The organism is Bacillus sp. FSL R9-9492 (assembly GCF_038007365.1).
GTDB classification, from domain to species: Bacteria; Bacillota; Bacilli; order Bacillales; family Bacillaceae_G; genus Bacillus_A; species Bacillus_A mycoides.
The window spans coordinates 1,482,507-1,495,661 of record NZ_JBBOXC010000001.1 but is presented as its reverse complement, the minus strand read 5'-3'; the positions used below and the strand labels follow the sequence as shown (position 1 = coordinate 1,495,661).

At 36.3% G+C, this 13,155-nt stretch carries 13 protein-coding genes, 1 riboswitch and 1 other annotated feature; of the genes, 2 read left to right on the top strand and 11 right to left on the bottom strand.

Features of this window, described 5'->3' with window-relative positions; genetic code table 11:
- Nucleotide 1: 1 nt before the first annotated feature.
- The 3 genes from MKY70_RS07610 to gltP all read right to left on the bottom strand — a co-directional run bounded on the left by MKY70_RS07610 (nt 2) and on the right by gltP (nt 3,500).
- The gene (locus MKY70_RS07610; protein ID WP_341023848.1) at nt 2-1,318 is read right to left on the bottom strand and encodes a Na+/H+ antiporter NhaC family protein; all 1,317 of its coding nucleotides are present in this window, start codon (nt 1,316-1,318) and stop codon (nt 2-4) included.
- Between the two features lie 94 nt (nt 1,319-1,412).
- A riboswitch (SAM riboswitch) is annotated at nt 1,413-1,518 on the bottom strand.
- A 120-nt stretch (nt 1,519-1,638) separates the two neighbouring features.
- Complete coding sequence (locus MKY70_RS07605; RefSeq protein ID WP_341023846.1) at nt 1,639-2,157, bottom strand: DUF402 domain-containing protein; 519 nt, start codon at nt 2,155-2,157, stop codon at nt 1,639-1,641.
- Between the two features lie 68 nt (nt 2,158-2,225).
- A complete protein-coding gene (gene gltP / locus MKY70_RS07600; RefSeq protein ID WP_002126331.1) occupies nt 2,226-3,500 on the bottom strand; it encodes a glutamate/aspartate:proton symporter GltP in 1,275 nt (424 codons plus the stop codon).
- A gap of 492 nt (nt 3,501-3,992) precedes the next feature.
- Between gltP and MKY70_RS07595 the strand changes: the two genes are divergently transcribed.
- Both MKY70_RS07595 and MKY70_RS07590 read left to right on the top strand, forming a co-directional pair.
- On the top strand, nt 3,993-5,267 hold the full coding sequence (locus MKY70_RS07595) for a murein hydrolase activator EnvC family protein (RefSeq protein WP_341074484.1): 1,275 nt from the start codon (nt 3,993-3,995) through the stop codon (nt 5,265-5,267).
- Nucleotides 5,268-5,365: 98 nt separating this feature from the next.
- A complete protein-coding gene (locus MKY70_RS07590) occupies nt 5,366-5,530 on the top strand; it encodes a hypothetical protein (RefSeq protein WP_003188170.1) in 165 nt (54 codons plus the stop codon).
- Nucleotides 5,531-5,562: 32 nt separating this feature from the next.
- On the opposite strand, the gene MKY70_RS07585 is transcribed toward MKY70_RS07590, so the two are convergent.
- From MKY70_RS07585 to sat, 8 genes are all read right to left on the bottom strand, one after another.
- The gene (locus MKY70_RS07585; RefSeq protein WP_002140989.1) at nt 5,563-6,918 is read right to left on the bottom strand and encodes a sodium-dependent transporter; all 1,356 of its coding nucleotides are present in this window, start codon (nt 6,916-6,918) and stop codon (nt 5,563-5,565) included.
- A gap of 111 nt (nt 6,919-7,029) precedes the next feature.
- Nucleotides 7,030-7,276, bottom strand: a binding site (T-box leader).
- 61 nt (nt 7,277-7,337) lie between these two features.
- Complete coding sequence (locus MKY70_RS07580; protein WP_002166092.1) at nt 7,338-7,955, bottom strand: NAD(P)-binding protein; 618 nt, start codon at nt 7,953-7,955, stop codon at nt 7,338-7,340.
- Nucleotides 7,930-8,682: a sirohydrochlorin chelatase gene (locus MKY70_RS07575; RefSeq protein ID WP_341023840.1), complete on the bottom strand. Its 753-nt coding sequence runs from the start codon at nt 8,680-8,682 to the stop codon at nt 7,930-7,932. Before MKY70_RS07575 ends, MKY70_RS07580 begins: the two co-directional genes overlap by 26 nt.
- 1 nt (nt 8,683) lies before the next feature.
- The gene (gene cobA, locus MKY70_RS07570) at nt 8,684-9,460 is read right to left on the bottom strand and encodes a uroporphyrinogen-III C-methyltransferase (RefSeq protein ID WP_002030683.1); all 777 of its coding nucleotides are present in this window, start codon (nt 9,458-9,460) and stop codon (nt 8,684-8,686) included.
- A gap of 84 nt (nt 9,461-9,544) precedes the next feature.
- Nucleotides 9,545-9,745, bottom strand: a complete 201-nt coding sequence (locus MKY70_RS07565) for a DUF3906 family protein (RefSeq protein ID WP_044437964.1) — start codon at nt 9,743-9,745, stop codon at nt 9,545-9,547.
- A 10-nt stretch (nt 9,746-9,755) separates the two neighbouring features.
- A complete protein-coding gene (locus MKY70_RS07560) occupies nt 9,756-11,378 on the bottom strand; it encodes a nitrite/sulfite reductase (RefSeq protein ID WP_341023836.1) in 1,623 nt (540 codons plus the stop codon).
- An 11-nt stretch (nt 11,379-11,389) separates the two neighbouring features.
- Nucleotides 11,390-11,983 (bottom strand): adenylyl-sulfate kinase, encoded by a 594-nt coding sequence (gene cysC / locus MKY70_RS07555; RefSeq protein WP_002030679.1) that lies wholly within the window; start codon nt 11,981-11,983, stop codon nt 11,390-11,392.
- Nucleotides 11,984-11,995: 12 nt separating this feature from the next.
- Nucleotides 11,996-13,132: a sulfate adenylyltransferase gene (sat, locus tag MKY70_RS07550; RefSeq protein WP_341023834.1), complete on the bottom strand. Its 1,137-nt coding sequence runs from the start codon at nt 13,130-13,132 to the stop codon at nt 11,996-11,998.
- Between the last annotated feature and the right edge of the window lie 23 nt (nt 13,133-13,155).

Below are 13,155 nucleotides of genomic sequence, written 5' to 3'. Positions count from 1 at the left end.
GTTATGCAGTTTTATGATACTCTTTTTTTTCCGCCACTTTAGAAAATCTCGGGAAACCAATTAATATAGAAATGATTCCACATACTCCAACTAAAATTGGATAAAATGCATATGGTAACAATTCGACCGGAGATAACGCAGCAAATCCTGCCGCTGTTAACATTTGAGCACCATATGGGATTAACCCCTGTACACAGCAAGAGAAAAGATCCAGTACACTCGCTGATTTACGGGGATCAATTTCATACTGATCCGCAATTTTTTTCGCAAGCGGACCTGTAAAAATGATAGAGATTGTATTGTTTGCTGTACACACATTCGTCATACTCACTAAGCCAGCAATACCAAACTCCGCTCCTTTTTTCGAACGAATATTACGTGTTAAAAGATTCATTAAATATTGAATGCCACCATTATACTGGATAAGTTCAACCATACCACCGATTAAAATGGCAAGTAACACTAACTCCATCATACCGCCCATTCCAGTCGTTACACTTTTAAAGAAACTCTCTAACGTATAACTTCCATCTATAAGACCGATAACACCAGATAGTACAGTTCCACCGGTTAATACAATAAGTACATTCCAGCCAAGTAGCGCTGTAACAAGTACACCTGCATATGGTAAAATCTTCACCCAGTCAAAACTATGGGCTTTAACTTGTGTATCACTTCCTAAAGTAATTATTACTAATAGTACAATTGTAATAATAGCGGCTGGTAATACAATTAAAAAGTTCGTTTTAAACTTATCTTTCATTTCTGTTCCTTGCGAACGAACAGCAGCAATTGTCGTATCAGAAATAAATGATAAATTATCGCCAAACATCGCTCCGCCCACAACAGTAGCCATCGCAAGTGCAATTGAGATATCAGTTTGCCCACTAATACCTACAGCAATCGGTGCTAATGCAGCAATTGTTCCCATTGAAGTTCCCATCGCTAATGAAATAAATGCCCCTATAACAAAAATTCCAGCAACGATAAATCCTTGGGGTAAAATAGATAACGCTAAGTTAACAGTGGAATCAACTCCGCCCATTCCTTTTGCTGTTTCAGAAAACGCCCCTGCAAGTACAAAAATTAATACCATAATCATAATATCAGGGTTTCCTGCACCTTTAGCAAATCGTTCTACTTTCACATTAAAGCTTTCCTTACGATTCATCACTAAAGCAATTCCTACAGCAATTGAAATTGCTACAAGTATCGGCAATTTATAGAAATCACCTGTAATAATTCCAGAACCAATAAAGAGCGCCAAAAATATTCCAAGTGGTAATAACGCTAAACCATTTCCTCTCGTTTCTTTCAAAGTATCATCTCTCCCTAGTTTTCAACCTTTTCTAATGAACAACAAAAGACCTCTTCCAACGAGAAGAGGTCTTATACATCTATAAGAAACACTCTTCTCATCTTTCAAGCACATGCTTGCTGGATTTGGCACAGCACTCTGAAATCGAGTCCGCTGCCGAGGCATCGTAGGGCCAGTCCCTCCGCCTCTCTTTATAAGAAGGTTTCATATTTATTTTTTAATAATAATTTCTTTCCTAACTTTACTCGCTTACAAAACAAAAGTCAATTATTTTTTGTATAGATTTTTTTGGTAATTATACAAAAATATGAATAAACCAATCATTTTAACTTTTCGATTTCTTTATCCAATATTGAGATCCAATAAAATTTTCTATTTTTTATCGTCGCGATAATCCATTTTGTTGTATTCCATGCTAACTCATATTCTTCTTTTGTAACATCACCAATTTTATAGGCATCCTCTAACTCGTCTTCATCCAGTACATAGATCTCACCGTTCGGTAACAATACTACATCTAAATATAAATCATCAAAATAAGGTAAACCACGCTCGTCTATTTTATATTCTTTCGTCACGTCGATATAATATTGTACTAATTGTTTTTGATTGTCTAACATAGCTGTAATTGCAAAGTTTTTTCCGTTTATAAAATATTGCATCCATGTATACCCATCACCTGCAATGCAAAGCTGTTTACCACTGTATTCTTTATGACTAGGTTCTCTCACTTTTTTTATGTCCAGTATTCCTAACATTCCATCCTCTACTTGCTTAACCCTATAATCCTTCTCTATTAGTCGCTTCCACGAAGAACCGTCACCATATTTACGTTTCATTACGTCCGCTCCTCTTCTATATATAGAAAAGCCCCCACATATTATGTGAGAGCTTGTTCATATTATAATTAAGCCGCTTGACCCTTTTCAGATATCTCTTTTAAATAGGCTTGTCCTTTTTCAGCGTCATATTGACCTTCCCACTTAGACATAACTACAGCCGCTAAAGAGTTACCTACAACGTTAACTGCTGTACGAGCCATATCAAGAATACGGTCAATACCTGCAATAAACGCTAAACCTTCAGCTGGAATACCTACTGTACCAAGTGTTGCTAATAATACAACGAATGATACGCCCGGTACACCCGCGATACCTTTTGATGTAACCATTAATACAAGTAATAACGTAATTTGTTGTGTAATGGATAATTCAATACCGTACATTTGCGCTAAGAAAATTGCCGCAATTGCTTGATATAAAGTTGATCCATCTAAGTTAAATGAATAACCTGTTGGAATAACGAAAGATGTAATTGCTTTCGGACAACCGAATTTCTCCATTTTCTCCATAATTTTCGGTAAAACCGTTTCTGAACTTGCTGTAGAGTACGCTAAGATCAGCTCGTCTTTTAAAATTTTAAAGAATTGGAAAATGTTAATACCGAATATTTTCGCTGTAAGTCCTAATACAACTACAACGAAGAAGATCATTGCTCCGTATACTACAATGAGTAATTTCCCTAATGGAATTAATGAAGCTAATCCGAATGTAGAAACTGTAACACCAATTAATGCGAATACACCAAATGGTGCAAACTTCATAACTTGGTTCGTTACATAAAACATTGCATCTGCTACACCTTGGAAAAATTGTAGAACTGGTTTACCACGCTCACCAATTGCTGCTACACCTAAACCAAATAATACTGAGAAGAAGATAATAGCAAGCATATCACCTTCAGCTAATGATTTCATAATGTTCGTCGGAACAATATTTACAAACGTATCCGCGAACGAATGACTTTGTACTTGCTCTGTCGTAGCTGTATATTTTGAAATATCAGTCTTTGTTAATTGATCCATATCAACGCCTTTTCCAGGTTGGAAAATGTTCGCTATTAATAGACCAACAACAATTGCAAGTGTTGTAATAATTTCAAAGTAAATAATTGTTTTTCCGCCTAGTCGGCCTAACTTCTTAACATCGCCAACACCAGCAACCCCAACAACAATACTCGCTACAACAATCGGTACAACGATCATTTTAATTAATCGGATGAAAATATCACCAATTGGTTGTAAGTACTTCACCACTTCCGGATTGCCAAAGAAAATCGCCCCAACTGTAATACCAAGCGCAAGTCCTATTAAAATTTGCCATGCAAGTCCTATTCTTTTCATACTTGTGGTAACCCCCTCTTCGATGTGTCACTCTATCTCTCATTCTATCTCTATAAAATATGAAATTAAGAGTATTACATATTATTCGACAATTCACTACATTTTGTCCCTGTTAAAAATCATAAATCAAAATTTAAAATCTGACAACAAAATAAGTTTGCACGAATGCAAATAATTTTCTTGACAAAAACAAACTTCATGTCAGAAAACCTCACATGAAATCGATTCCTTACTAGTGATTGATAGGTTTTTAAAATACTGTTTCATTATGGAAAACTCCATCATTTCCCATGTTTTTTTAAAAAAATATAGAAATTGATATCTTTTTCTATACATTCAAGAATTTTAACTTTATGACAAACACTACGAAAAGATACTAAATTCCGACAAAACTTAGCAAAATTATAAAATTTTCTTTACATTATGATTACAACGATAGACACTCTTCTTCTTATGATATATAACATTCATAGGGAAAGGAGCAAGACAACCATGAAAAAGAAATTTGCAGCATTTAGTGTTTTAGCAGCTGGAACGATTTTCGTTTCCCCGTTACTTTCACCCGTATACGCTGAAACGAATGAGAATAAATTATCTAATATTCAATCCGAATTAGAAGGCAAACAAAATGACTTACAAAATAAATCAGCTGAGAAAGAACAAATAGAAAAAGAAATCCAGGAATTACAAAAGAAAATCGACGAATTAACTACTTCTATTAATAAAAACGAAGCTGAATTAAACGATACAAAAAAAGAAATTAGCAACACACAGCAAGTTATTACTGAAAAAAAGAAACATATAGAGCAATTACAAACGAACATAGATACACGGCAGGAAGTTATTAAACAACGACTACAATCTATGCAAGAAAAGCCTCGTACGAGTATCATTACAGAAGTAATAACAAGTTCTGCAAATATTGCCGATCTTGTTGATAGTATGTATTCTGTAAGTTTAATTTTAAATAACGATACAGATATTGTGAAAAAGCAAACAAGTGATCAGAATGCTGTGACGACAGAAAAAGAAGCTGTTGAGAAAAAAGAGCAACAATTGAAAGAATCCGAGCAAAAATTAGTACAAAAACAACAAGAGTTACAAAGTAATCAACAACAGCAACAAACTTTTATTAACGATCTACATACGAAAGTAGCAAAAGTAGATTCAGAGATTGAAGGGTTAGAAGAATCAAAAGGCATTTTAGAAAACCAGCGTCAAGCTGTTCAAAAAGCAATTGAAGAAGAAAAACGTGCAGAAGATGCGCGTAAAGCTGAAGAGGCACGTAAGGCTGAGGAAGCAAAAAAACAAGCCGCCGCTTCTGCTAAAGAAAGCACACAATCCGCACCAACACCGCAAGATACGAACAAAGGTGGATTTATTAAACCTGCCGCTGGATCGAAAACTTCAGGATTTGGTACACGTTCTTTAGATAACCATAAAGGAATCGATATCGCAGCTTCAGGAACAGTGCCAATCGTAGCTGCTGCAGATGGCGTCGTTATCCGTTCAGAATTATCATCTAGTTACGGAAATGTTGTATACTTATCTCACCGTATAAACGGAAAAACATATACAACTGTATATGCACATATGAGTAGCCGTTCTGTATCTAATGGACAAACTGTAAAACAAGGCACTCAACTTGGATTTATGGGGAACACTGGCCAATCATACGGACAACATTTACACTTCGAACTTCACCTTGGGGAATGGAATGTCGGTAAGACAAACGCAGTTGATCCATCTCCTTATATCGGATTATAAAAAACTCGGTGCATACCGAGTTTTTTTTACTACTTCACACTTTTTAGGCGTTTTACATAAACTACAACTAAATGCCTATATTTTGCGGGGGGATAAATATGAATACACAATTACAAGAAGAAATAGAAGAAGCTAGAGAAACATACATTGGCCGGCTATTTACATTCGGCGGCTCAGCGTTATTTTTAATTGGATCATTTATCGCAGTTGTCACAGCTTATAAAGCATATAATCGCTTATTAAATACTTCTACAACACAATAAAAAGACGGAGAATCCACATCTCCGTCTTTTTATTATGCAAACATTTTAAATACACCTATCGCATTTAAAAATACGATAATTACAGTTACCGGAATAACATAACGAAGCAAGAAGAACCAAATATTAAACAATGTTTTCCCTTTCGTTTCCGTAACTTCTAATTCTTTCATTAATAGCTCTTTACTCATTTTATTTGGTACAAATAACGAAATGGCTAGTACTCCGAGTGGCAGTAATACATTACTTACCGAAAAATCGACGAAATCAAAGAATGTCTTACCAAATATTTTCACATCACTCATAATTCCAAACGATAACGCTGATGGGATTCCAACTGCAAAAATAAGAATACCAATTAATAACGAAGCTGACGGACGCTTCTTCTCATTATCTTTCGCAACAGATGCTACTACAATTTCAAGCATTGAAATCGCAGATGTTAAAGTCGCAAAGAAGAATAAAACTAAAAACATAATGAAGAAAAATTGTCCAAATGGAATTTTTGCAAAGACAGCAGGAAGAACGATAAATAGTAGCCCTGGTCCTTCTGTCGGTTTAACTCCTAATGCGAAAATCGCTGGAAAAATCGCTAATCCTGCAAGTACTGTAATAAATACAGTTAAACTTACAATAGATGTTGCTGATTTAGCTAAATGCTCTTCTTTCTTTAAATACGAACTATACGTTACCATTACCGAGGCACCTACCGTTAGTGAGAAGAAAGATTGTCCCATCGCATATAAAATCGTGTCTGCTGTAAGCTTTGAAAAATCTGGTTTTAAGAAGAACTCTACCCCAGCCATAGCACCATCAAGTGTTAACGCACGAATAATGATAGCAATAAATAAAATGAATAATAACGGCATCATGTACTTACTTGCTTTTTCTATGCCTTTTTCCACACCTTTACTAACAACAAAAATGGTACAAAGCATAAAGATGAATTGCGCCCCAATCGCACTTACTGGATTTGAAATTGTTTCAGCAAACAATTGTCCATAATCGACTACTCCGTTCCAGAAACTACCTGTGACACTATAGTATAAATAAAGTAAAATCCATCCACCTACAACACTATAAAAAGATAGTACGCTAAAACAAGTAACAACCCCCATACGACCAATCCAAGGATATAACTTGCTATTCGGTACTAATACTTTATAAGCTGTAACGGCCTCTTTTTGAGTACTACGGCCAATAACAAATTCAGCTAAAAGAAGAGGCATACCAATAAATAAAGTTAATAGTAAGAATACAAGGAAGAATGCGCCTCCTCCACCATTACCTGCAACATACGGAAACTTCCATATTGCACCAAGACCTACTGCGGCTCCGGCTGCTGCGAGTACAAAGCCAATTTTCGACGTCCATTGCTGTGTTTCTTTCATCATAAATTCTCCTTTTCTGAATATTATAACTTTTATCAATTATACACTTTCATTTCATACTCGCACACCTCCTTTAGAAAATAAAAAAGTCCCCTACACGCAAATATGCATGTAGAGGACGATATATGTAATAGAATACCGTGGTACCACCTCAATTGGATCAATAAATCCCACTTGTTCAGGTACAGGAAAATTCCGATACCCTATCCTTTTAACGGCGGAACCCGGGTTGCCTACTGCAATGTTCAGCATACCTCTCGCAAGCCCATTCTGTATATTTTATCGTACCGGGCTCACACCTTACCCCAGCTCTCTGAACGCATCAAATATACGTACTCTTCTTGCTCATCGATTTCATCTTTTGAAGTTACTTGTGATTATAAATTATATTTTTATATTTGTAAAGCACAATTCACTCACTATCCTATATAAATTCCCCTCTCTAATTCTTGTAAAAAAAGCTCTCTTTTTTGTTCACTTTGAACATATATCGACTTTAATACTTCTTGTAACAATATATTTTTTTGCCTTTTCTCTACTTGTAATTCTTTCACTTTTAGTCTAACTTCATATAAAAAATCAAGATACGATTCATACTTCTCATCATATTTATTTGCGATATCATCACGAATTTTTTTTGCAAGTTTCGGACTTGCCCCTCCAGTAGAAACAGCTACATTAAGTAATCCACGATGAATTGCCGCCGGAAAATGAACATTTCCACTTTCCGGATTCGTAATAACATTTACCAATTGATTCACTGCGGCATCTTCAGCAATTTGTTCATTTAGTACCGAATCACTAGTCGCTGCAACTACTAAAAAAGCATCTTTAATATCACTTTTCTCATACTCTCTTTGATACCAACGAATTTGCTTTTCTTCTACAAGTTTCACTAAATTTGCATCTAATTCTGTACTTACTACAACAATATCCGCACCTTGTTTTAGTAAAGGAATAATTTTAAACCCCGCTACTTTCCCTCCACCAATGACAACAACACGTTTCTTATCAACTCGCACTGTAAGTGGATACATATTGATCTCCCTTCAATATTTCCTCTGTTTTCTGAATTAACATCTCTCGAAACGCTACATTCTTTCCTAAATAGGGACTTATTTTTATCTCTTCCGACTCATATTGACGCACTTCTTTCTCAACATGTTTCATGAGTAAGCCTGTAAATAATAAGTAAGGTAACACAACAATGTTCCGTTCTTTTTGTTCTACAATTTCTTTCAACCTCTCATCAAACTTCGGCTCCGCGGCTGCTAAATAACAAACTTCCACCTCTTTAATGTTCTCTTCTTTTTGAAATAAAGAAGAAATCCACTTTATATCTTGTAAAGTTTCCAGATCACTACTCCCTCTTGCAACGAGCAAAAGTGTTACTTCTTCTTTATAGTCTTTAATACCACTTCCGTTATATACCGCTTTTACAAGCACTTCTGATACACCAAATGGATTACCATACACTATTTTGATATCCGGATATTCCTCGTTTAACTTTCGTAATTCAAACGGAATATCTTTCTTTACATGTCCTGCCGCTAATAAAAAAACAGGAATAGCGACAATCTCTGTAGCACCACGCTTCACACATGTACGAAATCCTTCTTCAATAGAAGGATTCGCTAGCTCTAAAAAACAAATTTCTTGAATATTTACCTCTACACGGTTCATACATGACGTAATAAATGCAACCGCTTCTTCTTTTGCTGCTTTCAAACGGCTTCCATGACATATATATATAACAGCCTTCATTTTACAATACTCCGCTTACTTGATATGCATTTTCCGTTTGTTTCTCAAACCAATGTATCTTTTCTCTAAAACGGACAACTTCTCCAATAACAATCATACTTGGATTTTGAATTCGTTCTTTTTTGGCAACATCTACAATTGTTCCTAACGTCGCTGTAACAGTACGCTGCATAGATGTCGTTCCCCACTCAATGATAGCGGCAGGTGTACTTTGATCTTTTCCATGTTTTATTAGTTGTTCACATATGTAAGGTAAATTACTAACCCCCATATAGACCGCTAATGTATCTACACCTTTCGCTAAACTTTCCCACTTCACTTCCTCTTCAGCCCCTTCTTTCCGGTGCCCTGTCACAACAGCAAAACTTGCACTTGCATCGCGATGCGTTACTGGAATTCCAGCATAAGCAGGAGCAGCTATACCAGCTGAAATACCAGGAATAATTTCAAATGGGATACTTTGCTTCGCTAACGCTTCAGCTTCTTCTCCACCTCTTCCAAATACAAATGGATCTCCGCCCTTAAGTCTCGTTACAACTTTTCCTTTTTTCGCATATTTAATAAGAAATGTGTTAATTGTCTCTTGCTTCATCGTGTGATAATTTGGGAGTTTCCCGCAATAAATTAAATCCGCTTCAGGCTTTGCATGAGAAAGCAATTCTTTATTTACGAGACGGTCGTACAATATAACATCAGCCTTCTCGATGCATCTCAACCCTTTAACAGTAATTAAATCCGGATCACCAGGACCCGCCCCGACGATATAAACCTTCCCCATAATCTCTCCTCATTTCTACTATAAAATGAAACTTCCACTCTTAATCACGAATGGAAGTTACTATTATTTCGTATTACATGTTCTCTACTCATGAATAACAAATGCCGCCCCTTTTCGAATCTTCTTTTTTTCAAACAAAGAAATCTCTTTCACTTCTGGTAACGGTAAAAAATGTTTTTCAAGCTCAATTTCCGCAAGCTTAAATGCCTGTTCTTCACTCTGAGCAACGACAACAATTGGAACAACACTATTCACTAATACAGCTTCAAATCGATATAAATCCATATTGTCCCTCCTAAGACGCTATTACTTCTTCTACTACTTGGTTTAGTATAATTTGTAATTCTTCCACTCCAATACGTCCGACGAAATCATAAAACGTTTCGGCTAGTAATTTATTCTTTTGGAAATAACTTAAAAAGGAAACGAGAACATCCGGCAAATCTTCTCCATCTATTTTCCCTTTTAATTTTTCGTTATATGCTCCTCCGTCTAATAGTGTTCCGCCCACATATATTTCAAACGCCTCAACGATTCCCTTTTCCTTCGTTTTCAGTTTCACTCCTTGCAAACCAATATCAGCAATTTGACGTTGACCACAGGAATTCGGGCATCCTACCATATGAATTCGAACTGGTACATCAAGTGCAATTTGTGTATCTAAGTACTCTGCTATTTTGCGTAATCTTTCTTTCGTTTCTACTAACGCAAGATTACAATACTCAATACCAGTACATGAAACCGCATGACCGATAAATGATTTCGGATTTGCAGAAATTGCTTCAAACAACGGTTCACTTAATAGCCCTTCAGTATTTTCTGGCGGAACATTCGGAATAATGAAGTTTTGAGAGTTACAAGTTCGAATTTGCCCGTTTCCATATTTCTTTGCAATTCTTGCAATCTCAAACATTTCCTCTGCGTTTAAACGCCCTACTGGTACATTAAAGCCGACATACTTTAATCCTGCTTGTTTTTGATCTTGAACGCCATAAAAGTATCCTGCATTCCAGCCTTTGAGAGCACTTTCCCCTTTACTTTGCAATAGGCCTGTGTATTCTACTAGTTTCTCTTTAAATTTCTCAGCGCCCCAGTCAGCGACAAGAAATTTCAAACGTGCTAAGTGGCGTTTTTCACGATATCCAAAATCACGGAATATAGTAGCAATTGCAATCGACACTGCCTTCACTTCTTCTGGTAAAACGAATACATCTAATTCTTCCGCTAAGTACGGACGAGCTGATAAGCCTCCGCCTACTTTTATATGAAAACCAACTTTTTTCTCACCATCTATTTCTTTCGTAGCAGGTGTAAATGCCACACAGTTAATCTCTGCATTTGCTGAATTATAAATGTTAGAACTAATAGACATTTTGAATTTACGTGGTAGATTAGAAAACTCTTCATTATGTTGGAAGTAATCGTATATTTCTTTAACAATCGATGTTGTATCAAATAGTTCATTCGCATCAATTCCAGCAAGTGGATTTCCTGTGATATTACGCGTAATATCACCGCATGCCCCCGCTGAAGATAAACCAACTCTAGCTAACCTCTTAAAAATATCCGGAATTTGCCCAATTTCTAACCAATGAAACTGAATCGCCTGTCTTGTCGTAATATCTAACACATCACGCCCATAATCTTCAGCAATGGAAGCCAGCACCTCTGCCTGCGCATTTGTAATAATTCCAGAAGGAATGTTGACACGCATCATAAAATAGCCCGCTTCTTTTGGCCTTTGCAAATACAATCCTGCCCATTTAAAAGCGTCCCACTCTTCTTTCGGAATAGATTTAAATCCATTCTCCGCATAGTAAGGAATATCATTAAAGATTTCTAATCCGTCTTTCTCTAATTTCTTTTTCTCTGTTTGATTTAATTTTTCATTATTAGCCCACACTTTTTCATAACTCATCTTTTATCCCCCTATATGAAACTACGCTCTTGCAAGTACTTCACAATTTGCTCTGCACATTCTTCAATAGAATACTTGTGCGTTTCTACAATTAATTCTGCTTGTTTTGGTTCCTCATACGGTGAATCAACACCAGTAAACTCTTTAATATCACCTTGTCTCGCTTTTTTGTATAACCCTTTTGGATCACGTTTTTCACACTCTTCAATTGGACATTTTACAAACACTTCTATAAACTCATCTGCCGCTAATAAATCCCTAACTTGTTTTCGATCTACTTGAAATGGTGAAATGAACGCTGTAAGGACAACAGTACCTTGATCTACAAATAGCTTCGCCACTTCGCCAATACGTCTTATATTTTCCATACGATCACTTTCAGAAAAACCTAAGTCTTTATTTAAACCGTGCCGAATGTTATCCCCATCTAGCACATAATTTCCTATATTCTTTTCAAATAGTTTACGAGCAACCGCATTCGCTACTGTAGATTTACCCGAAGCTGATAAACCAGTAAACCAAACTACAAAACTGTGATGCCCATTCTTCACTCTTCTCTCATCTTTTGAAACAGAAGCTGTATGCCAAGTAATATTCGTATCCATCTCATTCTCTCCCTATTCTGTTACTACTTCTTTTTTCAAACCTTTAATTAGCACTTCCACTACTTCTTTACGACTAAATGTACTTGGCGGAATCTCACCATTCCTTAACATTTCTCGTACTTTCGTACCCGATAAAATGACACGGTCTTCTTTTCCATGCGGACATGTTTTCGTTGAAGCCATTGCTTCACATTTCGTGCAGTAAAAACTATGTTCAAAAAATAACGGCGTAATCCCTAACTCTTCTACTGTAAAATTCGTAAAGATTTCCTGCGCTTCATATGTTCCGTAATAGTCCCCTACCCCAGCATGATCACGCCCTACAATAAAGTGGGTACAACCAAAGTTCTTTCTTACTAGTGCATGAAATATCGCTTCCCTTGGTCCTGCGTAACGCATTGCTGCAGGAAATACACCTAAAAAGACACGATCTTTCGGATAATAGTTTTGAAGTAATACTTCATAGCTTTCCATCCTTACATCAGCAGGAATATCATCTGACTTCGTTTCCCCAACGAGCGGATTTAAAAAGAGACCATCTACAATTTCAAGGGCAGATTTTTGAATATGCTCATGGGCACGATGTACTGGGTTTCTCGTTTGAAATCCAACTACTGTTTTCCAACCGCGTTTTTTAAATTCTTCTCTCGTTTCAATTGGATCTAAATGATAAGAAGGAAACGGATTATTTCCAAAGCGTTTTGTAAGAATAATAGCTCCTCCAACGTAAACGTTTGGTCGTTCATATAATTTTTTCACCCCTGGATGTGCTTCATCCGTCGTTTTATATACAAGTAACGCTTCTTTTTCTTTATCTGGTACAAAAATATCTTCTATTTGAATAACACCATATACATTTCCGGCGTTGACAAGTTTTACTTCCTCTCCAGCCTGCAGTTTCTCGGCTACTTCTTCTGTTACCGGTAGTGTAATCGGTATACTCCATACGCTACCATTTGCTAAACGAAGCGTTTCTACTACTGAATCATAATCTCTCTTCCCTAAAAATCCTGTAAGAGGGCTATATCCTCCTGTCGCCAAAAGTTCTAAATCACTAAGTCCAATTTTGTCTATCTCGATTTCCTTTACAATGTTCGATATTTCATATGTTTCATCAATGCGGTTTACTAATTCATTTGTTGTACTCATCTTCTTATATCCCTTCTTAGCTT

Excerpts from the sequence above, each read along its gene's own strand:
- MKY70_RS07605 (WP_341023846.1), bottom strand. The coding sequence starts at position 2,157 with ATGAAACGTAAATATGGTGACGGTTCTTCGTGGAAGCGACTAATAGAG.
- gltP (WP_002126331.1), bottom strand. The coding sequence starts at position 3,500 with ATGAAAAGAATAGGACTTGCATGGCAAATTTTAATAGGACTTGCGCTT.
- MKY70_RS07595 (WP_341074484.1), top strand. The coding sequence starts at position 3,993 with ATGAAAAAGAAATTTGCAGCATTTAGTGTTTTAGCAGCTGGAACGATT.
- MKY70_RS07590 (WP_003188170.1), top strand. The coding sequence starts at position 5,366 with ATGAATACACAATTACAAGAAGAAATAGAAGAAGCTAGAGAAACATAC.
- MKY70_RS07585 (WP_002140989.1), bottom strand. The coding sequence starts at position 6,918 with ATGAAAGAAACACAGCAATGGACGTCGAAAATTGGCTTTGTACTCGCA.
- MKY70_RS07580 (WP_002166092.1), bottom strand. The coding sequence starts at position 7,955 with ATGTATCCACTTACAGTGCGAGTTGATAAGAAACGTGTTGTTGTCATT.
- MKY70_RS07575 (WP_341023840.1), bottom strand. The coding sequence starts at position 8,682 with ATGAAGGCTGTTATATATATATGTCATGGAAGCCGTTTGAAAGCAGCA.
- cobA (WP_002030683.1), bottom strand. The coding sequence starts at position 9,460 with ATGGGGAAGGTTTATATCGTCGGGGCGGGTCCTGGTGATCCGGATTTA.
- MKY70_RS07565 (WP_044437964.1), bottom strand. The coding sequence starts at position 9,745 with ATGGATTTATATCGATTTGAAGCTGTATTAGTGAATAGTGTTGTTCCA.
- MKY70_RS07560 (WP_341023836.1), bottom strand. The coding sequence starts at position 11,378 with ATGAGTTATGAAAAAGTGTGGGCTAATAATGAAAAATTAAATCAAACA.
- cysC (WP_002030679.1), bottom strand. The coding sequence starts at position 11,983 with ATGGATACGAATATTACTTGGCATACAGCTTCTGTTTCAAAAGATGAG.
- sat (WP_341023834.1), bottom strand. The coding sequence starts at position 13,132 with ATGAGTACAACAAATGAATTAGTAAACCGCATTGATGAAACATATGAA.